The following is a 23,057-nucleotide window of genomic DNA, read 5'->3' on the forward strand; positions in this document are numbered from 1 at the left end:
GGAAAAAGGCAACTAGAAGAACGTTTTTAGCCAATTTGAGGTTACTGACGTCGATTTGAACGCTAAGCAAGAGAGCGTTGTTAGTGTTCACGAATACAACCACCTATCATGTGATAGGTGGGCGGATGACTTTTCCTTTTTCGTTGATGACTTGGACGCTGGCCCATTGTTCGACTGAGAATAAGGCCTTCCATTTTTCTTCTATGCGTGCACGGTTTACGTTTGCTTGGGAGAAGTTTGCGTTGGTGAGATCGGCGTCGTCGAAGACACTGTCCGTTAACAAGCAATAGCTCAGGTCGGGGCCGTGTGTACTTGATTTCCCGATCAGACCACCACTGTTTTTCATGCCCCGGAAATAAGCTCCGCTTAGATCCAGCTGAATGCTTCTATCTTTCTTTTTGAGCAGCTTTCTCAGCTCAGACACCTTCTGCACTGATGCAATCAACTCCCCGCGGGCACGAGCGTGTTCTTTGCCCGCCATCAAGTTTGAGCGTTGTGCAGAGCTCGTGCTGCGAATATGAGCGGCCAGAAGTTGTAGCACATCCTGAAAGTGTTCATTTGGATTGGACTTAGCGATTTCAGAAAGGATCACGACACCGGCTTCACGCAGAGCACCATTCCCTGATTCAAGGAGTTCTGCGGCTTTGGTGAACTGTCCCAAAACATAGTTACGCCGTGTTGCCTTAACTGCTGCGAAAGCTGAACTGGCGATATATGCGAGCAACAAAAACGCTGGAATTGCGACAAATACAGTAAAGAGTGCGCTCAGCCCTGCTGCAACATTGTAAAATACAGATGTTTGCTCAATTGGGGTGTAAGGCACGCCTTTGGGGACAGGCAACTGACTTCTAAACGTTTCAATCTTACCACCCGCAAGTACGACAAGGTTGCGCACCATGGAATACTCATCAGGAATGAGATTGAGATAGTCACAAATCAAATAGGCTGGAATTGTCAGAAACCCGAGGGTTACCAGGATCACAGCAATACGGAAACTATGCTTCATTGGAAAAATGCCTGTCTCGAAAAATAAAATTCCTACCAGTGACATGCCTTGCGAAGAGGCGGCAGCATGTCCTGAAGGTTTGCCAAGTCGAATAGGTAGGCACGGGAGCCTTTGTCTGACACAACATCAAGCTGCACTCGATCCACATGCGCCCATCGATTAATGTGTGCGATGCTGGTCAATCCGCGTGGGCTGATAAGAATGCGTTTGCTCTCCGCGCTCTGCCAAACATCGTTGTCGATGCGCTGATCGCGAAGCATGACGCGGATTGGAACCCGGCGTTTAGCGTGAGGTTCATTGAGTACCAAGGCAACTGTTGTGATGTCTTCAACACACGATAACAGCAAGATTGCGGGTTTCTCTTGGATACCTGCATCAACAGATTGCAATGCTTTCATGCTGAGATAAACGTTGGTTTCACCCGGTTGAACAACTGGTTGTTGTCCCTCCTCAGTTTGCAATGCCTGCGCCTTCTCTGGGATTGCCCCATCGCGTTGCTCCAGAGGTTGAGCGGGGATGCTCTCTTCCTGAATCTCATCCCATCTGAATATTGCTGGATGTCCTATTGCACCAAAGCGAAACTGCCAGTTGAGGTCCCCTGATGATCGCATCCGCTCCATTGCTTTCGCCTGCCGCTCCAAACGGCCTGCTGGTGCGTTTACATTCTCAACAAATTCTGGGTTGGGTTCTCCTGCAGATAACACCTCAAGTGGGGTTTCAAGCAACTGGTCAAAGCATGACAGACGATTAACCCGGCCAATGGTGAGAGTGCATTTTTCAACCATTCTCTTCTCCAGGGCAATCGTCTCTGCAAAGGAAGTCGATGATAAAAAAATACTCGTAGGAACAGCTACTATGCCGGCCAGAGCCGCTGCAAAAATTGGGTGAGCAAACCTGCTAGTTCTCATGGTCGAACTCCATTGTTTGACAATTGAATTTGCTCAGTTTGTTGGCGAGCGTGCGTTTTGGAATTTTCAAAAAATCCGCCATTTTGCTGCGATCCCCTTCGAATTGGGAATACACGTTTCGTAGCAAGTCTAGTTCGAAGTTTGAGACAACCGTGCGAAGTCCTTGCTCTGCCAGCAAGAGGCCGTCATATCCCTTCTCACTTGCAACAGAACTGATCTGATTGTCGGAGGCAACGACAGCAGGGACTTGCTCATTCATGGCTTGTTTGAGAATGCTGCCTGAAATTTCGTCAGTGTCGAGAGCAAGAAAGACAGCCTTGATCATGCAGTTTTGCAGTTCACGAACATTGCCTTTCAGCTCAGCGGCTTCCAACACGGCGATGGCTTCTTCACTCAGAGTTTTGGAAGTGTCTCCGTTGCTAACCGCAATCTCCTGCAGGAAGTAACGTGCAAGATAAACTCTATCACCCTCACGGCGTCGCAATGGTGGTACGTCAATAGTGAGCTGTGTGATACGGTAGAAAAGATCTGCCCGGAACTTCCCCTCTTCAATCGCCTGTTTCAAGTTCACATGGGTGGCACAGATGAGCCGGAAATCAACGGCTTCATCCTTACTCCCCCCCAATGGACGGAGTTTCTTCTCCTGAAGAATGCGCAGTAATTTGACCTGAAGATCAACGGACAGATCACCAATCTCATCAAGGAACAACGTTCCGCCAGAAGCTCGTTTTACGAGACCATCTCTGTTTTCAATTGCCCCGGTGAAAGCTCCCTTTTTGTAACCAAACAACTCACTTTCAATGAGGTTCTCTGGCAAGGCGGCTATATTTTCTGCAATAAAAGGTCCCTCGGAGAACTGAGAGAGCCGGTGTAAGGAGCGTGCAACGACTTCTTTGCCTGCTCCTGTCTCTCCTTGCACTAATACCGCGTATTTGTTCTGCGCGTATTGCGCTATTTTCTCTCTAACCTGGATGATCTGCGGCGAACGTCCCACAAGACTATCTGACAGCATGGAGTCGACCTGACCCTTTTGATGCTTCGACTTTTCAACCTGCGTTTCCTCTGTTTTCTGCAGGTTTTCTAAAGAGTGAAGCAAAGGAGACAGGTGGAAATAAGAGCGCCACAAGACATGCAGTGTGTGGTGCTCCTCTTGAAGTCTTGGAGCGCTGCCCGCTGATACGAGCAGGAAAACGTAGACCTGATTGTGAGTGTTCTGTCCTTCTGTCGTTTCAAGCAGTATCCGATGGGCAACGAGAGCCCCATGACGGCAGAATAGAGCTGTGCTTAGATCTTGGGCTTTTGCAGAATTCGGCGTTTTCCCAAAATAGAATGGCTCTGTCTGCAGGACATCCAGTTCACGAAAGCGCTCAGTGCCGACTTCGTTGTCAAGCTGCGGAAGCCGGGCAACTGGCAGCCCACCATCGCACGCAAAAGGTATCAGTTTGCGACCAGTGATATCTGGCAGGTACACAGCGATGGCTTGTGCTTTGGTTGATGCTAGTACAGTCTTCAACATCACTGCGCGCAGTTCATTTTCTGACCTGCACGTCATCAATGTCATCAGAGCGTCTGTTGTAGAAGGTGCCTCCATACCAATACTAAGACGCCTCTTCTAAAGCTAACTCTTCAGCTGGTTCCTCTTCAGCATCTGCCTCATAGGCTGCTGCGAAAGTGAAACCATCCTCTCCTTCCGGGCTGTCGATGGTAATCGCGGAAATTTGCTCACCGCGATGACCAGCTTCCAACAACTCAATAGAGAGCGTAGGCAGCAACTGGCGTTGAATAACCTGATCGACAAGACGGGCACCATTAGAGGCCACACGGCACATTTGCGTGACCCGCTCATAAGCCTCCTCACTGATGGAAAGCGTAACCTTCTGCGTGTCCTTCAGGAGCTGGATAAGATCTGCAAGGCGCATTTGCACAATGTCAGCCAATACTTGCTCAGATAGAGGCAGGTAAACCAAAGGCTCCATGCGCGCGAGAAGCGCTGGCTTAAAGTGCTGCGCGAACAGTGGTGTGAGAGACTTCAACATAGAGCCATGACTTGGGACCTGACCATCTTCGGCATTGGCAACCCAGTTTTCAATCTGGTCTGAGCCAAGATTGCTGGTCAGGAAAAACACGACATTGCGGCAATCGATGAGGCGCCCTTCCCCATCTGCAAGCTCGCCCTTATCAAAAGCCTGATAGAACAGGTTAAGCACGTTAGGGTCGGCTTTTTCCACTTCATCAAGCAGTACGACGGAGTAAGGCTTCTTGCGAATGGCTTCTGTCAGAACACCACCTTCGCCATAGCCGACATATCCGGGTGGGGAGCCGATCAAACGGGAAACCGTATGACGTTCCTGATACTCCGACATATTGATGGTGGTAATGAACTCTTCGCCGCCGAAGAGCCTCCGCGAGACCTCAAGGGCTGTCTCTGTCTTACCTATGCCAGAAGGTCCGGCCAGGAAGAACACGCCGAGCGGTTGACCCTTCTTGTGCAGATCAAGCCGTGACGCACGCAAGCGAGCCTCAATGGCATCAATGGCGTGGTCCTGACCCTTGATGGCTTTCTTCATAGTTTCAGCAAGGGTCAGGAGACGATGGTAATCATCCTGCACCATGGAATTGATCGGAATACCTGTCCAGTCGCTGATGATTGCAGCAATCTCTGAGGGTCCAACTTCTACCGAAATGAGCGGCTCGGCCCCTGCTTCCGCTATGAGCGCATTTTTGTGACAGGCAAGGTTTGTGCGCACTTGCTCCAAGGCATCTTCGTCGAGTGTTTCTGGCAGTTTTTGGAACAGATCTTCACGAGCTGAAATAAAGCTTTCAGCTAAGGAAACCTGAGCATCAAGACGCTGTGAAAGCTCTGCTTTACGCGCTTCAAGCTCATTTAACTGGTCTGCGATAGCGTGGAGACGCTCTAGTTGCTCAGGCTCCAATGGACCTGTGTGTTGATCGCGTTCCAGGCCCTCTCTTTCCCAACTCAACGTTTGAAGGCTCTGCTCAACATCTTGCAGCTCAACTGGCGGCGTATTTGCCCCGGCTCGAACGCGAGCACAGGCCGTATCTAGAACATCAATTGCTTTGTCAGGAAGCTGACGGCCAGTGATGTAACGTGCGGCCAGACGAACGGAAGCACCAATCGCTTCTTCAGTGATGTAGACACCATGCGCGTCTTCGTAGGCTTTTTTAAGCCCGCGCATGATGATGATTGCCTCATCAATGGTCGGTTCATCCAACTTCACCAATTGGAAGCGACGGGTCAGGGCCGGGTCTTTCTCAAAGTACTTTTTGTATTCAGACCACGTTGTTGCGGCAATTGTTTTCAGCTCGCCTCGGGCCAACGCAGGCTTTAAAAGGTTCGCAGCATCGGAACCACCTTGATCACCACCAGCACCGATTAGAGTGTGTGCTTCATCAATAAACAAGATGATCGGCTCAGGACTGGAGCGAACTTCATCAATGACGCCTTTCAAGCGCTTTTCAAACTCACCCTTCATAGAGGCACCAGCTTGTAGTGCTCCGATATCCAGCCCCCAAAGGGAGACATTGGCGAAATCTGCTGGCACGTCACCATTTGCAATGCGTAGTGCAAGACCTTCTGCTAGCGCGGTTTTACCGACACCAGCTTCGCCAACACAAATTGGGTTGTTCTTACGGCGACGGCACAAAATCTCGATGATCTGACGGATTTCATTGTCCCGGCAGAAGATCGGATCAATTTGTCCATCTTTCGCCAGCTGAGTGAAGTTCGTACCGTATTTTTGAAGGAAGCCGTCAGCCCCCTCTCCGGCACCTGATGTTGCTCCCGGCACGGCACGGTGATCTTTTTCGAAAGACCCAGCCGTCAACGCTTCGAAATCACGCAGCAAAACGTCGGGAGAGATCCGCTCCAGCATTGGGTAGTAGTCCATCTGCATATAGCGGCCACGTTCATTGAGCAGCGCAATAAGAACAGCCCCCGAGCGGACAGTTTTTTCACCTTGCTCAACGGAGGCAATCAACCATGCATCTTGCAAAAGGTCTTGAAGCAACGGTGAAAACGTTGGTGTGCGATCAGCTTCAACTCGGCGATATCTGTTGAACGTCGCGCGAAGAGCCTCGTTCAACTTGTCTGCGTCCACATTCTGGCTTTGTACGAGTAACCTAATGTCTACTGCAGGTTGTGAAACAAGAGAAATGAGGAAATGCTCAATTGTCACTTCCTGATGTGAGTTCGAAACGCACAGGCTGGCGGCTTCTTCTATTGCCTGACGACAGCAAGGGTTGAGACGCTCAATCAGCGCCTTGATTTCCAGTCGAGCCATACTCGATCTCCAAAAAATTAAAGCATTTCACGCAGCTGAGTGACGACCCCGTCGGTGTATTGGTCTATCTGCCAATAAAACCCCGCGTAGGTCAGTGCGCATAAAATTAAAAGGCTAATCCAAACAAGAGAAACAGGCGTATGCCAATGAACAACATGCGCTTTCTCAATCACTTTGCTCTCTGATTGACCAAGTTCGAAATTCCCCTCACCCCGCTCCTGCCGGATGACGTGGTGAACATCACGCATGATTTCTTCGAGCTGCAGCTTGCCATTGTGCATCACTCGATACTTGCCTTCGAAACCAAGCCCAAGCAGCAGATACAGGAACTCAATCAACTCAATGTAGCGAACAGGATCCCGCATCAAACGGCTGAGAACGATAAAGAATTTCTCTCCACCCCAGGTTTCGCTATGAAACAGCGCCAACAAGCTTCGTTCAGACCAGTCTGAGTTCTGTCCCCAGGGAGAGCACATCACTGCTTCATCAATTGCAGAACACAGGCAATAGCGGTGCGCCAAAATGGTGGCACGATCAAATCCTTCGCGCTGGAGCTCTAGCTCAAGAGATTCAATCTCAGCCCGAACATCTTTGTGCAGGTAGTCTAACTTGTTGTTTTCAGAAACTTCCGGAATGCGTGAGATCAAGGCAAGCAATGACTGGCTTGCATCAATGATCTTATTGATGCTGTGCCCGCGCATGGGGAAACTGATGTGTTGCACCGGCCTTGGAGAAACATCCTTCAAGTTCTGAGGTACTGTTTCGGCACTTGCAATTGGCGCCTCTTCAACAACTTCAGGATCACCAGAGTCAAACAGGTTTGCGACTTCACTCATTATGTTGTCCTTTCATTGCGAATAGCCCAGAATTGCAGCTGCAAATCAGCGAATTCACCCGCAATATGGAAGGCAAAACCACTCGCGTTCTCAATGTATTGCCAACCTGCAGAGTTGGCATCCAACTGGAAGTACGAGAACCCTGCATGGTAAGGCAGTTGTCGCGGTGGAGAAGGAAGTCTCTGAAGCACGACACCTGGCAAATGCAGATGGATCAACTCGCGAATTCGCTCAATGGAAGACACTTTGGTTTGCGCCGGGAATGACTTTGCAAGCTCTTCCAGCTCCATACTGGCTTTCACGGCAACAACAAAAATTGCTGAGTTTAGAAGCGAACGATCACTAAGCGGAGACGTGATGATGCCGTACTTCTGCTTGTTCAACGGCAGTGCGATGGCATTTGCTTCAAAGATGGTCGATAGCGACTGGCGTAAAGAGCTGATCACAGGATCGAAGCAAACCTGCGGTTCTTCATGATGATAGGCAGGCCATGTCGTTGGCATGCGTTGTTCATGCGTGAACGTTGCTAGCTCTCCAGCTGCACCGGAGAACATCTTGTAAAGCTCTTTTGGATGCACTCCTTTGAGGGTGGACATGTGCCGAAATTCTGGCCACAAGCGGTTGATCGTTTGCAACATCAGGAAGTCGGAAACATCTGAAACGCCACGTTGACCCGGTGTTCCCATACGACTTGAAATGTGGGAGGCTCGTTGGCGCAACAGTCCTACGAGGTCATCCAATGTTTTGCGCAGGCGAGGCTGAGCATCAATGGTTGAGGCCATTGGCAAAAACTCATCATCCAACACCACACTGCCATCAGAGTTCTTGTTCCGGATACGTGTCAGCGGAAGACACGTGAAAGCAGAACGATCTTCGCGCTCCAGCATCAATCGCAACCGATATTGAGCCACATCGACCAGAAACGCCTCTGAATCTGAACTGGTGTTGTTGCGAACATCCTGAGAAAACGCACGCATTCGGGTCGCATCCTGAGGATTGAGGGGATCTTCAACTTCAGGAACGCCATTTGAACGCAACGGCAAAGCCAGATAAACCGTCTGCCCGACAACGTTTTCACCGCTCACATCCAAAGGTGCAGGCGCCATTGTTTCGCCAGGCACATCAATCGTTGTACCGTCAGGGAAAATTCCCAACGCATAGTCAACCAGCAACTTACCGTGCAGCAGGCTTTCCTTGTTGATCTCCAACCGGCTTACCCCGTGCTGATAAGGATCAATCGCCTCGCTGCGAGAGCGGATAAGATGTTCTAAATATCGTTGTTGCTGCTGAAAATGGTGGGGCTTCAAAAACAGGCCATCCCGCCAAATTACATGGTTTCGCAGTGACATAATCTAAATAAACCTATTTGCTCTCAAACCTACCGATGAAGGTTCGTGATAATTTTTTTTCTGCTGATGACAGCAAGCAGCTTGTAAGTTTCTCCCTTGGGCTTGACCTGCTCGACGACGCGCCAATCGACTTTCTCAGGCTTCGCGTAGCCGCCTACAAGGCCAATGAAGACCGTGTCTTCATCCAACTCAAGCTCACTCACGACCTTGGATTCACCGGGCATGACCTGAACCTCCTTCACATCAATGAAGGTGGTTCCAAGAGCGTTCTCGTAGTCTTCGGTTGCCTCTTCAAAAGACGACTGCAGCAACTTGCCATCGTCACCCAGTTGGAAGACCCAAACATCAATCGGCACGCTCTCGCCCAGATCATTCTTGTTCGATCCTGGTTCTGAGAAGATGGTCACATCAATCAGTGTCGGCTGGTCCTTAGGCTCTCCAACCGGAATGCCTGGATCCATGACAACCTTGAAAACCTTCTCAGGAATTTTCTGTGCTTCGCATGCACTCAACGCCAGCAGAGCAGCTAGTGCAAAGGCAAGATGTGAGCTCTTTCGCAGGAGCGCGTTTAGTGTCCAACCCCAGTTCATCGTATGCCTACCGCCTCATTCTTCTCAAAGCTGGACACCCTCAAATCTTCGCTAGCCATCAAACGTCACTCAGCTGCATACAGTTGCTGGCTCCGCATTTCGCGATCATAAACTTGCCGGAAGACCTCCCAGAACATGCGTGTCAGCCCGCGCTGACGACCGGACCGCATTTCATGGTAGTAGTGCTCGTACATCTGCCAATTCCAGCCATCCAGATCGCCTGTGCGAGGCGCATGCCCCTTGTAGCGCGCAAATCGCTTCTTCAGATTTTCTGGAGAAAGGCCCAGGAGAACCGCTTCCAAAGCTTCATCAGCAGCAACACGGCTGGCTTTCTCATGCAGCTCAATCTGCATCAAACTTTCTTCAATGGCAGACGGTGCGTTTAAATGAACTGGGCTCTGAACAAGCAGCAGGTCCTCAATCGCTTGTTCAGGGCTTTGAGCCAGCCGGATCGGATTGTCTTCCACCGGGTGCAGGTGAGTGTCGTTCATTGACGAACGGTCTTCCCACTGCTGCGTATGAATGGCCATCAACCCAGCAATTGCCGTTTTCAAGGCTGCGCCAACATCCTGAGTAATGCGGTTCGCCTCAGGCAAACTCATGTCGCCAGCTGGCAGTCCCAATGCTGTCAGAAGAGGTCGAAGCACCACATGATCTACCATGCCCTCTTCTCCCGTTTCTGAGAGAGCAACAGAACCATGCCACCTTTCGGTCTCCTGAATATCGCTGACCAACATTTCTTGCCCGCCTGAGTTCGTCAGAGACTCAAGATAACTGTCCATATCCGGATCAACCGGCTCTGTACCTGTATTGGTCATTGTATGGTTTCCTTTTGCTTGGGGCATGATCATCAAACGGTGATGTGCTTGAGGATCATCCACACCCAGTGCCTTACCGCTGTTTTCAGGCTGTAGCCCCAGAGTGCTCAACAAGTCCTCGTCCAACTCTTGTTGGTCGGGCTTGCTGTCATGATTTAGTTGAGAAAGTGGGTCTTGGTTGCCAGGCAGACCTTCGTCATCCTGCTGATCAAGAACCTCTACAGGATCACATGCAAGGGCGCCTGCCCGCTGATTGCCTGCGAAGAAATCCTCACTCAGGTCGCTCTCTAACCGGTCCGCGAGGATGTATTCGATGTTATCTTGTGTGTGCTCGTCTTCATCCTGCAAGCGTCCAGACACAATTGTGTCTATGGCTGCAAACCGGCCAGCCCATTGCTCGCTTTGGTCTTCCAGCTCGCTGCCTTCCGCAACCACATACGTGGTCAACTTGAAGGCCCCGACCTTCCAGATATCACCGTCAGAGACACGGAACCGTTGACCTGTTGGGATCGGCCGATTGGAGCCATTTACGATAATGCCTTCATCGCTCACGGCTTCGGCACAATAAACACCATCTTGGAAAAACACACGTACATGTTCGCGAGAAACAGAACTGCGGCGATCCAACAGTTGCCAATGACATTGTTCACCAGAACCAATGTTTCCGCCTGCCTTGTCAAACGTCGCAGTGGCTTTACTGCCGTTCTCAAGCGTGGAGGTATTGTTGATGACCAGGACCAGTTTCATACTACCCTCCTACAACCGCGCGGAGATCAGGACTTCGCGCGAGCGTCCATCACCCTTGTCAAGAAAGGTTGACCAGCCCAGTCGTCCTTCGTACTCGTCAGTAAGCATGACCGGAGAGGCCTGATTTTCTGCCAGTTCCAATTTGATGTCGTAGGCATGTTGATCACGCAGCATGAACTCCACCAGATCCCTCAGGGCCTTGTAATCTCGCCCGTGAGGAAGGAAATCCTGAAAACGTTCAAAGCTCAAATTCTTGATGAAGATATTGAATTTGCTCGAGATATCCGAGACACTATCGCCAATTATCGTGTCTTCACCCAGCAACATGTTGTGCTGCCCCAGTTCCGAGCGTTGTCCTTCGGGGATATCAACCCTTCGCTGAACCCACTCCTCCACTTCCACCTCTTTGTGAAAAAAGGAGTGAGATACGACACTTGCAATCGCGGCAGGTGACCGATTACGAGACGCCAGAACTCCAGCGAACGTGAGCAAGCGCGCCCAGTTGATAGGCGATTTGTGGCGAGACTCCTGATCTGACAATCCAAAAACGCAAAACACCCATTGAGAGAATGGGTCCAGCGCACCCGGCTCGTAACGCACATAGAAGCGGTACTTGCGCATGGAGCGGTGTAAAAGGCCGACCAGGCGGTTATGGAAGAAGTCAAAGAACCCCTTCATCAAGGAGCCTTGTGCATCGTATTTGGCTATGACCTCTTGATAATAAGAGGGTAATGGCGAGCTTGACCCGTGCAGGCCGAGAAACGTCACTTCCATATTGAAATCGACATAATCGACCGGTTCGACGTCACCCCGTTGATTATCTTGCCTTTCAATGCTGGCAATGTCAGAAAGCGGAAAGCCAAGCGAATGCATGACGCTGAAGTTGATCTTCTCATCTTTCGGCAAAAGATGCGTACCAACTTCAGTGCGCTCATCATAACAACGCTGGATCAGCTCAACAGCTTGGAAGAATGACCAGCTGCGAGCGTTAAACTGTAGGTCGCCTCTTAGATCAGAGGTTGTCGCCCAATTTTCGCTGGCCATTGATAGACTTCATTATTTTGTGTTCCATTCACGATGAGTTCGTGGAACGAATTGACACTTGAATAGAGAGAAAAGAATTCTGCGAGCACACTGCAGAACAAGAACATCTCGCCCTCGCTCTGGAACGCATCTTCGCTGAGAGACATGACAGTCTTCAAACCTCGAACTGCCTGCCCTCGAAACAACTTGTCGACCGGTTTGGTTTCGATTGAAATGATGCCATCAATACGTTGCTTGCTGACACGCTCGTCCTGCCGGTTCAGACGAGCCTGAAAATCGTAGGTCGCAATCACGGTCTTCAGGGCTTCTTTTTCAAGCAACGAGACGTAATTGAGGGAAAGGTTGGAGATCAGGTTCCAATACAGCGATCCATCCAACGGCGGGTAGACTGGCGCACTGGGCTGGTTCAGATTCTTAAATGTCACAAAGCTTGGTGTTTCGCCGGTTGGCTCACACACATCACCTGCACCGAGCTCCATGGCATGATCAGGATGAAAACACTTTAGATCCGCAGAGAGAACTTCATGTTCTGGAATTGCGCGCTCATTATCATGACGCACGAATGATACAAGATGCTCCATACCGCGTTTGCCCAACGCCTCACGAAGTCTCAAACGATAATAAATCTGAGTGAGTCCGTCCGCACGCTCAACTTCATGATGGAAGGATTCAAACGAGGGGTACTCACGCAGATGAGAGCCACTCGTAGGGTCTTTCGCTGCACGCCAGCTCATGATGCGGTCGATGGAGAAGATGTCTATGGCGCCACGACTATTTGCTGTCGGCCGGATTGGATACCGCATCTGGCTATGGTCGATTTTCATCGGCTCGGCATCATAGGAAAACAGGTTCACTGCCGGAACGCAGTATAGGCGGAAGGTTCCGGGGCGTACTTTCACATCAGGCGGCAATGGCCTCGAAAAGGTTAGCTCCAATGAGAAGTCTGTTTCTTCGCGGTTTCGGAAGAACGGCTCTAGCCCATCAATGTCATAACATTGGAATTTCGCAGGAAAGACGAAGTATTCCTGTAATAGCCTGTACCCTTCATAGGCGGAATTTTCATTGGGCAACAGTGCTTCAGTGCCGCCAAAGCCACCTGGCTGCAATGCTGAAACTGGAAGTTTGTAGCGGGTAGTTTCATCTTCAGTGTCACCATCAGCACGAAAGCAAACCGTGACATCTTTCAGGTATCGTCCCATCCACAAATAAAGCATCTGGGCAGCGACCTCATCGCCAGCAATCCATAGACGCAGATCATTAAAACTCAGCCGGGACAGAGGCAGGCCTGACAACGTCTGGAACTGCAATGTCAGAACAGTGCTTTCACGAGAACGCTGAACATCCTGACTTACGATATCGAGCGGATAGACAGTCACGTCTGCTGTTGTCTGAAAGGGGCAGACAATACCATCCACAGGGCGTGACAAGATCTGCGATCCCGACGGCAGCACCTGACGCTCTGTAATCGCCTTTTCGACGGGAACCATCTGCATGAGTGTGGTTGATGGAAACGCCCGCAGAAAATTTGGAATAAGCAACTGAACGAGTGAGTGGGTAAGCTCTGGAAGCTCATCATCCAGCTTTTCGCGCAGTCTTGACGTTAAAAACGCAAAGCCTTCCAGCAACCGTTCCACGTCCGGATCCGTGGAGGCATCAGACAAATATTTTGACAACCGCGGATTGCGCTCGGAAAAAAGCCGACCGCTCTCACGCAGATAAGTCAATTCATCTTGAAAGTATGAAGCTTTCACAGCTGGTTGCCTGCTTGACTAAACAATATGAGCGACATGCCCATCTTTCATAAGAATATCGATTTGCACCTGCTCTCCCTGGCTTAAAGCTGGCATGAGCAGAGTTGCCTTGAACCGCAGTTCTAATGGGCGGTCTGGGTCACGAAGAAAATGGACGGATCGCACCTGAACGCGCGGTTCATATTTTTCAATGCATTGACGGATAGAGGCCGCAATATGTTGCGTAAGGTCGTTTGTCGCCACGCTGGACAAGTTAAAATCAACCAGCCCTAAATCTGGTGTGGCAGCAGAAGCCCCTGCTCTCGCATTCAACAGCTTGGCTAGATGACGCTTGATAGAGTTTACTTTTGCTTCCAACAGATCGATGTTCTGAGGAGGAGAAATCTCCTCCTCATCAGCAATCAAACGTTCAAACAAACTGCCACGCGCCGTACGAAGCCTGCTGTCCCAAACAACTGGTTCATCGCGCTTTCTCATGGGCAGCCCTTAGCTATCCTTGTCCAGCTTACCAACGAGCGACAATTCAAAATTCGCCCCCATGTATTTGAAGTGCGGACGCACTTTCAAAGACACCTGGTACCAACCCGGATCACCTTCAACATCAGAGACGATAACCTCTGCTGCGCGCAGTGGACGACGTGAACGCACATCTTGAGGTGGGTTTTCCTGATCAGCCACATACTGGCGGAGCCATGTATTGAGTTCACGCTCCAGATCTTCACGCTCTTTCCATGACCCAATCTGTTCGCGCTGCAGCACTTTAATGTAGTGAGCAAGGCGGTTGACGATCATCATGTAAGGAAGCTGGGTACCAAGCTTATAGTTGGTCTCCGCTTCTTTACCTTCCTTCGTGTTCTGGAAGATCTTCGGCTTTTGCGCAGAGTTTGCGGAGAAGAACGCCGCATTGTCTGAGCCTTTGCGCATGGTCAGCGAAATGAAGCCTTCTTCGGCAAGCTCAAATTCACGGCGATCTGTAACCAGCACTTCCGTTGGAATTTTTTCTTCGAGCTGACCAAAGGCCTCAAACACATGTACCGGCAAGTCGTGAACAGCACCACCTGATTGCGGACCAATGATATTTGGACACCAACGGTACTTAGCAAAACTCTCTGTCAGGCGTGTTGCCATCAGGAAAGAAGTGTTACCCCAGAGATAACTCTCATGCTCTTCTGTCACGTTCTCATTATAGACGAACGCATCAACCGGATTTTCTTCCGCATCATACGGCATGCGAAGCAAAAAGCGCGGGCATGTCAGACCAACATAGCGGGAATCTTCACTCTGGCGGAAGCCCATCCACTTGCGGAAACGCGGTCCTTCATAGATGGAGAACAGATCTTTCTGCGCTGGCAGATCCACGTACTCATCAACGTCGAACATCTTAGGACCAGCTGCCGCAATAAACGGAGCATGAGCCATTGCACCAACCGAGGCAGTAAACTGAAGCAGTTTTACATCACGAGCGCCGGGTCCGAAGTCATAGTTCGCAATCATCGCGCCTACAGGCTCACCACCAAACTGACCATATCCACTGGAGTAGACATGCTTATAAAGGCCAGACTGCACAACTTCCGGGCTGGTCTCAAAATCTTCCAGCAATTTGTCTTTGGAGACAGAAAGCACGTCGATCTTGATGTTCTCACGGAAATCCGTGCGGTCAACCAGTAGCTTCAGACCACGCCAGGCAGACTCAAGTTCTTGAAACTTTTCGTCATGCAGAACTTCATCAAGCTGAGCAGATACTTTAAGGTCCAACTCCGCAATCATACGGTCAACCAGCACTCGATTGATCCGTTGGTCAACTTCCTGGCTCGCAAGGAGGTCAGAAATAAACGCTTCAACGCCCTTACGCGCTATGGAATAGCTTTCTTCGTCTTCCGGGCGAATGCGGGTCTCTTCCATGATCTGGTCAAGAAGAGAAATCGCGGCCCCCGAACCGGCAACATCTGGCTGGCCGGTAGAAGCTGATACATCTACCATGTCATCACATCCATGTTTTTACTTTGAAATGTACTTGCGGATCAAAACAATCGAGTTCCGCAGTCGTGTATAAAATCTTTTGATAATGACTTAGCGTCAGCTGTTCTCATCTTGAGAAGAAACCACCGCATCCAACTCTGAAAGAAGCTTTTCACGCTGTTCTTTATCTTGCAGCAACTGCTCCAACCGGTTGCGGAACGCAGGAATGTTTCCAAGCGGTCCTTTAAGAGCAACCAGAGCCTCACGCAAATCGATTAGCTTTTTAAGTTCAGGGATTTGCTTGACGATAGAATCTGGTTCGAAGTCCTTTAGTCCTTCAAACTTCAGATTGACGGCAAGTTGGGCGTCCTCTTCCTCAACAAGCGTATTTTTGACCGTTAGCTCACGCTCCAGCCCGGCTTCTTTCATCACCGATGCAAATGTATTCTTATCAACTGAGAGCAATTCGCGCTCTTCAAGAGGCGTATCGTCTTCTTTGCCGTTGTAATCACCCAACATGACAAGACGCAACGGCAGTTCGACTTCTTCCTGTTGGTCACCAGTTGCCGGAACATAGCGAATGTTAATCCGCTCTTTGGGTGCAACAGAACCTTCTTTGCCAGCCATTAGCCTTCCCCACTCTTCTTAATAAATCTGAAAACAACTTAGAAACTACCTAAGATTGTACTTAAATTTAAAATTAAAAACTTTAGCGCCAATTCGACTCTAAATTTTCATTAGGCCTATCGGAAAGAAAAACAGACGACAACCCAAAAGTAAAACTTCCGTTATTAGACTTTAGTAATATTGATTAGCAAAGTAAATATTTCGAGAAAAAAGATTACATTGCCTGAAAATGCGATTCGACCTGATTAATACGAACCAGAGAAACGTAATGATAATTAGAGCTCTCTCAATAATCAAAACTATACTATTATCGATTTTTAAATTAACTACATCATATATATTTATAAGCTCAATATTTCTAATTTTACTCGTTTTAAGTGTATTTTTGTTCAGGGATTTCATATTTTCCTTTGAGACCTCAGGCGAAAGAAAATTAATCTATAGCGCTCTTGCGATGGCAGTGTTTTCCATAATTTGGGGCGCCAGTAACTTAATTTATGTAAGCATAAAGAAGAAAAAAGGTGATTTGAGTAAAAATAAAGACAAAAGAGAAAAACCCAAAACACCTGATCTATCTTATCTCAATGAGTTCGAGCGTGGCTTCAACCAAGCGCTGCAGACCATCAGCAGAAACTGGGCGGGCAAGGGTTCTCGTAAGAATGGAAAGAACCTTTACGCCCTACCTTGGTTTGTCGTCTTGGGATCACCCTGCTCAGGTAAGACATCCCTTATTGTTGAATCGAATTTGAAGTTTCCACTTGCACATCTTTTCTCTCAGGAGGACGCCAAGCATGTACAACCGACAAAAGACGTTGATTGCTGGGTAACCGATGAGGCGGTTCTGTTCGACGTTGCCGGGCAGTTTGTTGAGCATGTGAACGGAAAGCAATCAGACACCCAGGAAACGCATTACGCAGGTTTGTGGCGCCGTTTTCTCAAACTTTTACGCGACAACCGACCACGCAGGCCCATTAACGGCGTTGTCTTATGTCTCGACCTGTCAGAACTCATTTCACTCTCCTCTCAAGAGCGAACCACGAAAGCTGCGCTTATTCATGCGCGCCTGAGCGAGATGACAGAAGTGCTGGGCACGCGCTATACCGTCCACGTGGTACTTACCAAGTTCGACCTGATCGATGGCTTCCATGAGTTCATTGGATGCTTACCTACCTCAGAACGGGCAAAGCCATTTGGCTTTACATTTGATCTTCATAGTGGCCACGATCAGGACAAATGGTTAGACGAGTTTAATGCAGCCTTTGCCAAACTGCTGGAAAACCTCAATCATACTACTGTTGATCGTATCTCAGACATTCGCTCAGCACACAAACGTCGACAGCTCTACCTGTTTACACGTGAAATGGCTGGTTTGAGTACAATTTTGAGTGGGTTTCTCGGTAAGGCCCTGCACCAAGACAAGTTTTCAACCGCTCCTCATATTCGTGGCATCTTCTTTTCATCCGCGCGACAGGAAGCCATCCCAACCAATCCTGTCTTACAAGCAACCTCACAAAAGTACGAAATCGCGCCTCCAATCCTGCCCATTCACAGCGGTCCATCCAAACAGTACTTCTCTTCTTCCCTGTTTGACCAAGTGGTTTTCAAAGAAGCGGGCCTTGCTGGCGACAATATCAAGATTGAACGGGCGAAGCGTTTCGCCCTCATCGGGTCAGGTTTGGCCGCTTCATTGTTGTATGTCGGCTTTTTCAGCGCTTATTGGATGGGTTACGAGAGCAACCGCGCGCGCGCGGACGAGGTCGTCGATATCACTGAAAACTTTGAAGAGTTGCTCCAACAAGGGCCGGCGCAAAACTCTAATGCATCAGGACAGAATTATATTCGATCTCTTGGGGCTCTTACATCGGCAAGCGACATATTTGGAAATTACCGCAACAGAAACTGGCTTATGTCTCAGCTGGAGCTTTATCAAGGCCACAAAATTGGCCCAGAGGTTGAAAAAGCATATGTGGACATGCTTGCACGTTACTTTCTTCCTGAAGTAGCGGCATACGTGCGAGATGAGATCGCAAAACTTGGAGAAGACGAGGCCGGTAAAGACAGCAATGAACGCCTTGAAGCTTTGCGCGTCTATCTCATGCTGGGAGATGCGTCGAGACGAAATGAGCTACTGGTCGAAGCCTGGATGGAACAGAAATGGCAAGAGCAATTTGAAGGTGATCTGAAACTACAAAAAGCCCTTCGTGATCATCTGGTCTTTGCCATCGAGACTGCAGGCCTAGAAGCCGCACTAGACAAGGATCTGGTAGAAACCTCTCAAAGAGACTTAAGAGAGGTTCCAAGAGATCTACGCCTTTACCGTAATATCGAACAGGTCAGTGACAGACAGCTTGCCTCTCCGGTCAACTTCCGCAATGACATTGGCCCTGCTTACAACATCGTCTTTGATGGCACCGGACAACACTCTGGGAGCGATCAACCAATCGGCGTGAAAGAATTCTTCACAAAGGACGCCTACCTAGATTACTTCGTAAAGATGAATGACGGGCTTTCTGTCGTCGCTGTCGAAGATGCCTGGGTCGCTGATGAGCGCGAAACAGTTGAGTATTCTCAAGCCGACCTGAAGGAATTCCGGCGCAAGATCGTCTCTCGCTATGCAACCAACTACATATCCAGCTGGAACACCGCGCTGAACCGCCTAGAAATTACCGACTTCAGAAATCTGGATCATGCGGTTGATATTCTTGAAACCCTGACTGGTCCAGACCGGCCGTTGAACAGGCTCATAAACCGCGTCAAAAGTGAAACAGAGATCTATGAGGGCAAGCTCATTGAGCTGAATGCCGAACAGGCCGTAGACTCCGACCTTCCCTTCGACATTTACCGCGAGCAAGGATTACGTGTCCGGCGGGCGTTTTCCAATCTGAACGGCTTGGTTGAGGCGGAGGAAGGCGAAAAAGCCTATCTTGAGGATCTCGATGCTGCACTCAACACGCTTTACGAATACCTCAAAGACATCCGCCAAGCTGGAGAGCGCTCTGGCGAAGTGGCCCTTGCTCGAGCAAAAGCCAGAATCGATCTCCAGGGAGAAGATCCGATCTACACACTCAAACGAGTGGGTGTCGATTTACCAAGCCCGTTGAACCGTTTTTTTGCAAAACTAGCGGACCAAAGCTGGAAGGTTCTGCTGCAAGAAGCAAAGAAGGAACTACAGCGCAGCTGGAATGAAGAGATTTATGCCGACTATAATCTGAACTACGCTCAGCTCTACCCATTCAACAAGCAAGCTGAGCAAGAAATACCGCTTGAAGAGTTTGAGAGCTTTTTCGGTCCCGGCGGCAAAATCGAGACGTTCTATAAGAAAAACCTCATCGTGTTTGTTGATGAAGCAACGGGTGAACCCAAAACCATCGATGGTCGTCACTTAGCCATCGAAAAGGATTTTCAGGACAATCTCAAGATCATTCTGGATCTACGCAGAAGCTACTTTAACTCTGAAGGTCTCATCGGTGTTGAATATAATATTCAACCCGTTGCCCTCGCAGCTAAGCTACGCCGCGCTGTGATGAATATTGAAGGGCAGATCATTTCTTATTCACATGGACCCCGGCGCCCAATCCGCGTGATTTGGCCCAACGTCCTCACGAATGAGGCAGAGAGCAGCCTTTCAGTCTTCCCTGCAGGACGAGGTCGCCCGCATACAGTTACGTTCAAGGGGCCTTGGTCTGGTTTCCGACTGCTGGACTTCGCCACAACGAAGGGCTTTGACAGCAATGGTGCACTGATCGAATTTAATTTCGACGGTCAAAAAGCGACTTACTCACTGCTTCACAAAGGAGCTAGCTCGCTCGCACGCAAGCAACCATTGTCCGGCCTTATTTTACCAGCAAAGATGTAACTCACATGACTGCATCAGAAGCAAAAACAGAAGAGGTAGCTCCGGCTGCTTCTTCTGTTTTCGTAACATCCTATGACGACCTTGCAAAAGCCGTTCTTTCCCCCATTTCAGATAGCTTTGAAGACGACATTGAAGATCACCCAGATTTTGATGCCGTCAGTGATGAGTTAATGAAACGCGGCACCCTTTCTCACGGCTCGATCGACTGGAGCTTAGTTGAGCGGGAAGCACTGCAATTGTTGCAAAACACTCAGAAGAGCCTGGCTGTTCTGGAAGCTGTGCTGCTCGCACGAATGACGCGGAAAACACGTGGTGCTTTAACCAGTTGCATTCGGGGTCTTGATGCCTGCTTAACAATGCCAAGAGCTGACCTCTGTCCAAAAGAAGATCGAAGATTCGATCTCATCCTGCGCCGTATCTGCGGATTATTCAGCATGGATGCTTTGCCCGGCAAGCCCGGTACAGAAGCTGAAAGACTGGATGAAAGCCTTGCCCGTTTGACCAAAAACGAACTCTTGCTTGAACACGGGCTGGTAAAAGATTTTCGTGTGCTTCAGGAGAGACTTGAGCTTGAAAAGAAGCAGACGGAGAATGAAAAAGCCCAGACCACCTCAGGATCTTCTGCATCAGGAGATGGAGCGAAGACGGGAAGCATCGGTTCTGCAACTCCGATGGATGCACGTTCTTTTAAACGCACTGCAGCTGAAATATGCACACTCATCTTTCAGGAAGATCCATCCCTTCCCTTCATCTACCAGCTACGCCGCCATGCATGTTGGCAAGAGATCACAGGAGCCCCTCAGATAACATCGGAGTCCCGAACCATCATTCCTGCCGTATCAATAGATACTTGCGACAAGTATCGCGACGCATTAAAGCAAAGCAAAGCAGATATAGCGGTCATTCACCAGTTAGAGACAACGCTTTTTTCCATGCCATTTTGGATTGAAGGGCAGTATATTTCTGCTCAACTGGCCCTCAAAGCTGATCACATTCAAGTCGCAAATGCGATCACAGAGAGCACCCAGGGGTTCATAAGCCGCATCCCTGAACTGCGTGAGCTGTGCTTCAACGATGGAACACCCTTCATCGAAGGGGAAACGGCAGAATGGCTGAACTCAAAGCCAGCGCACGCAGACATGCCTGCTCAGGCAGATAGCCAGCAGGAAAGCAAAGGACTCACAGATTTCGTCGGCAATCCAAGATTGGCCTCAAAATGGAACGGTGAATACAAATCACAACGCTCCCCACGCCAAAAGGCCTTCATGGAACTTACGATGCTGGAAGACCTCGCAGGCTCCGGTTTCTCCGCCCTCGTCTCCGACCAAACACTCCGCCTACAAACATCCGTCGAAGAAACATCCATAACCGACTGGGACCCCGAATTCTTCAAGAGAGCCAGTGCACTTACACGCAAGAGCCGCAAATGATGAGCAAGCGATAGTGCTGATTTGCGCAAAAGCATGTCGGATATTGCTGTTCGATTTGAGAAGGAAATCACTTTGCGCGGGGAAGAGTTCAGCAAGCGGTTAGAGCAAAAGTGTCAAACCATGCCGGAAAAAGTGTCAAACCTTAAGAAAGTAGAGCAAATGCTCACTTTATTGTCTAGCAATTTCAAGGGATAAGTGGTGCCCGGAGGCGGATTCGAACCACCGACACGCGGATTTTCAATCCTGAACTCTTGTCTAAATTTCAATGGCTTAGATCCGTAAAAAACGTCAAACCGCTATTTAAACGTCAAATAACAGGGCGAATTTTGTCAAAGGTTTCTCGCCTGCTGAAGTGGGGGAGGAAATGATGAGTGGCTCAACTGGTAAGATACAGCATTGTAACAGCTTAACCATCCAATACAGCGATAAAGCTGTCTGGATTAGCAAACTGTGCCGGGACCATAACTTTTCAGCATCAGAAAAGGTCGTGGGGATCGCTCTGTGTGACTACTTCAACACTAAGACCGGAGAGGCCTGGCCAAGCATCTCTCGCCTTGAAGAGGACGCAGGCACCAGCAGAAGAACGGTGATCCGGGCTTTGAAGAAGCTAGAACAAGCTGGATATTTTAAAGCTCAACGCGCACGTGGTCGCGGGCAAAGCAATCATTATGCCTTTTGCCATGTAGCGGATGAAAAACGTGACAGCAGAGCACCTATGGTCGCACCAAACTCACTGCCAGAACGCCGTTGCAGTGACAAAAAAGACCAAAAAACATGCCAAAATGAGCAACTAAAGGGTGACGTGAGAGCACCACGAAATAAAGATAAATATACAAATAATAATACAGGTGAACTTCAATCAGTGTCATCTAACGCAAAAGCAGCAGCAATGCAGATACTCAATCGAACATCCAAGTTTATCTCAGTATCAAACCCACTCTTTGAGATTCTTTGTAAGACCTCAAAGAAAAAGGTCTTATCCCAAAAACTCTCGAAACATGACGGAGAGACAGGCCATTGGTTCTTAAAAGAAGAAGTTGCAAAAGAAAGGCAACGATTAGAACGCAGCCAAGCAGCGCTCAATCATTGAATGCCCTTCTCAGTGCTTTGGGCACCTCAGCAGCCACATACTAAAAAGGCCTGAGAAGCTCACGCTTCCCAAGCCAGAATATTCCTTAAGAGGCAAGCCTCTCATCATTCCAACTTACTTGCTTTTAGAGATTTCCAGTGCACAGGGATCAAGCAGCTCTGAGATTTTCTCACCGCTTTCCTGCACATCATTGATGTGAGTGCGCACAGTATCAAACAGCGTCAGCAACGCTTCATATTCCTGAGTGTGTTCCATACGCTCACTCATCACCACGCTCATGGAATAAACTAGATTTTTGAGGTGATTGCTTGATAAGCGAAGCTGATCCACTTCATTGCGAAGGGACGTATGGGCACATTTCTCTTTTCCAGTATCAGTCATCAAAATACCCTCGTTACAGGTTTGTTGAACAAACCACTCAACAGAGGGCTTTCGACAACCCACTGGCGAGCGGGAGGTTCGAAACCTGGTAACGACAGGCGGGTTTATTCCCCTGTGAAGGGTATTGTATTCACCGCCCTCCCGCCCATAAGCGAGAGTTGCGTTTGAAGACCTAACTCCAGACACAAAAAGACCGCAGAAAGCGGCTGCGGTGCCGCGTTACCGAGGTTTCGACGCCTCGCTTAAACCATGCGATGGATTGCTTAAACTGTCAATGAGATGAAGGTGAAAAATCCTATAAACCCATAGGATTAGCGGGGTTAGAACATGAGAACAACAACATGAACATAAACACCAAGCCTCC

At 49.3% G+C, this 23,057-nt stretch carries 17 protein-coding genes; 3 read left to right on the plus strand and 14 right to left on the minus strand.

What is annotated here, in order from left to right; genetic code table 11:
- Window positions 1-106 precede the first annotated feature (106 nt).
- From BM231_RS20865 to tssB, 13 genes are all read right to left on the minus strand, one after another.
- On the minus strand, window positions 107-1,006 hold the full coding sequence (locus BM231_RS20865) for a pentapeptide repeat-containing protein (protein ID WP_093522516.1): 900 nt from the start codon (window positions 1,004-1,006) through the stop codon (window positions 107-109).
- 32 nt (window positions 1,007-1,038) lie between these two features.
- Entirely contained in the window at window positions 1,039-1,791 is a 753-nt protein-coding gene (locus BM231_RS20870; RefSeq protein ID WP_208860542.1) for a type VI secretion system-associated protein TagO, read from the minus strand.
- A 112-nt stretch (window positions 1,792-1,903) separates the two neighbouring features.
- Complete coding sequence (locus tag BM231_RS20875) at window positions 1,904-3,475, minus strand: sigma 54-interacting transcriptional regulator (protein ID WP_208860543.1); 1,572 nt, start codon at window positions 3,473-3,475, stop codon at window positions 1,904-1,906.
- Window positions 3,476-3,512: 37 nt separating this feature from the next.
- Window positions 3,513-6,215: a type VI secretion system ATPase TssH gene (tssH, locus tag BM231_RS20880; protein ID WP_093522457.1), complete on the minus strand. Its 2,703-nt coding sequence runs from the start codon at window positions 6,213-6,215 to the stop codon at window positions 3,513-3,515.
- 17 nt (window positions 6,216-6,232) lie between these two features.
- A complete protein-coding gene (gene icmH / locus BM231_RS20885; RefSeq protein WP_208860544.1) occupies window positions 6,233-7,051 on the minus strand; it encodes a type IVB secretion system protein IcmH/DotU in 819 nt (272 codons plus the stop codon).
- Window positions 7,051-8,400, minus strand: coding sequence for a type VI secretion system baseplate subunit TssK (gene tssK / locus BM231_RS20890; RefSeq protein WP_093522459.1), 1,350 nt, complete (start codon window positions 8,398-8,400; stop codon window positions 7,051-7,053). The genes icmH and tssK overlap by 1 nt, the downstream gene beginning before the upstream one ends.
- A gap of 29 nt (window positions 8,401-8,429) precedes the next feature.
- Window positions 8,430-8,990, minus strand: coding sequence for a type VI secretion system lipoprotein TssJ (gene tssJ, locus BM231_RS20895; protein WP_063289819.1), 561 nt, complete (start codon window positions 8,988-8,990; stop codon window positions 8,430-8,432).
- Between the two features lie 65 nt (window positions 8,991-9,055).
- Window positions 9,056-10,555: a type VI secretion system-associated FHA domain protein TagH gene (tagH, locus tag BM231_RS20900; RefSeq protein WP_093522462.1), complete on the minus strand. Its 1,500-nt coding sequence runs from the start codon at window positions 10,553-10,555 to the stop codon at window positions 9,056-9,058.
- 9 nt (window positions 10,556-10,564) lie between these two features.
- Window positions 10,565-11,599 (minus strand): type VI secretion system baseplate subunit TssG, encoded by a 1,035-nt coding sequence (gene tssG, locus BM231_RS20905; protein ID WP_093522465.1) that lies wholly within the window; start codon window positions 11,597-11,599, stop codon window positions 10,565-10,567.
- The gene (gene tssF / locus BM231_RS20910; protein WP_093522467.1) at window positions 11,563-13,350 is read right to left on the minus strand and encodes a type VI secretion system baseplate subunit TssF; all 1,788 of its coding nucleotides are present in this window, start codon (window positions 13,348-13,350) and stop codon (window positions 11,563-11,565) included. Before tssF ends, tssG begins: the two co-directional genes overlap by 37 nt.
- Window positions 13,351-13,368: 18 nt before the next feature.
- Complete coding sequence (gene tssE / locus BM231_RS20915; RefSeq protein ID WP_208860545.1) at window positions 13,369-13,827, minus strand: type VI secretion system baseplate subunit TssE; 459 nt, start codon at window positions 13,825-13,827, stop codon at window positions 13,369-13,371.
- A gap of 9 nt (window positions 13,828-13,836) precedes the next feature.
- On the minus strand, window positions 13,837-15,330 hold the full coding sequence (tssC, locus tag BM231_RS20920) for a type VI secretion system contractile sheath large subunit (RefSeq protein WP_063289815.1): 1,494 nt from the start codon (window positions 15,328-15,330) through the stop codon (window positions 13,837-13,839).
- Between the two features lie 96 nt (window positions 15,331-15,426).
- Window positions 15,427-15,936, minus strand: a complete 510-nt coding sequence (gene tssB / locus BM231_RS20925; RefSeq protein WP_063310410.1) for a type VI secretion system contractile sheath small subunit — start codon at window positions 15,934-15,936, stop codon at window positions 15,427-15,429.
- 268 nt (window positions 15,937-16,204) lie between these two features.
- Here tssB and tssM point away from each other — a divergent pair, with 268 nt between their 5' ends.
- From tssM to BM231_RS20945, 3 genes are all read left to right on the plus strand, one after another.
- Window positions 16,205-19,792, plus strand: a complete 3,588-nt coding sequence (gene tssM, locus BM231_RS20935; protein WP_280142359.1) for a type VI secretion system membrane subunit TssM — start codon at window positions 16,205-16,207, stop codon at window positions 19,790-19,792.
- 5 nt (window positions 19,793-19,797) lie between these two features.
- A complete protein-coding gene (locus tag BM231_RS20940; protein ID WP_093522475.1) occupies window positions 19,798-21,222 on the plus strand; it encodes a TssA family type VI secretion system protein in 1,425 nt (474 codons plus the stop codon).
- A 367-nt stretch (window positions 21,223-21,589) separates the two neighbouring features.
- Window positions 21,590-22,312, plus strand: a complete 723-nt coding sequence (locus tag BM231_RS20945; protein ID WP_159437978.1) for a helix-turn-helix domain-containing protein — start codon at window positions 21,590-21,592, stop codon at window positions 22,310-22,312.
- Between the two features lie 114 nt (window positions 22,313-22,426).
- Here BM231_RS20945 and BM231_RS20950 read toward each other — a convergent pair whose 3' ends face one another.
- Entirely contained in the window at window positions 22,427-22,693 is a 267-nt protein-coding gene (locus BM231_RS20950; RefSeq protein WP_054784228.1) for a hypothetical protein, read from the minus strand.
- Window positions 22,694-23,057: the final 364 nt, after the last annotated feature.

The organism is Pseudovibrio ascidiaceicola (assembly GCF_900114245.1).
In the GTDB taxonomy this organism is placed as follows: Bacteria; Pseudomonadota; Alphaproteobacteria; order Rhizobiales; family Stappiaceae; genus Pseudovibrio; species Pseudovibrio ascidiaceicola.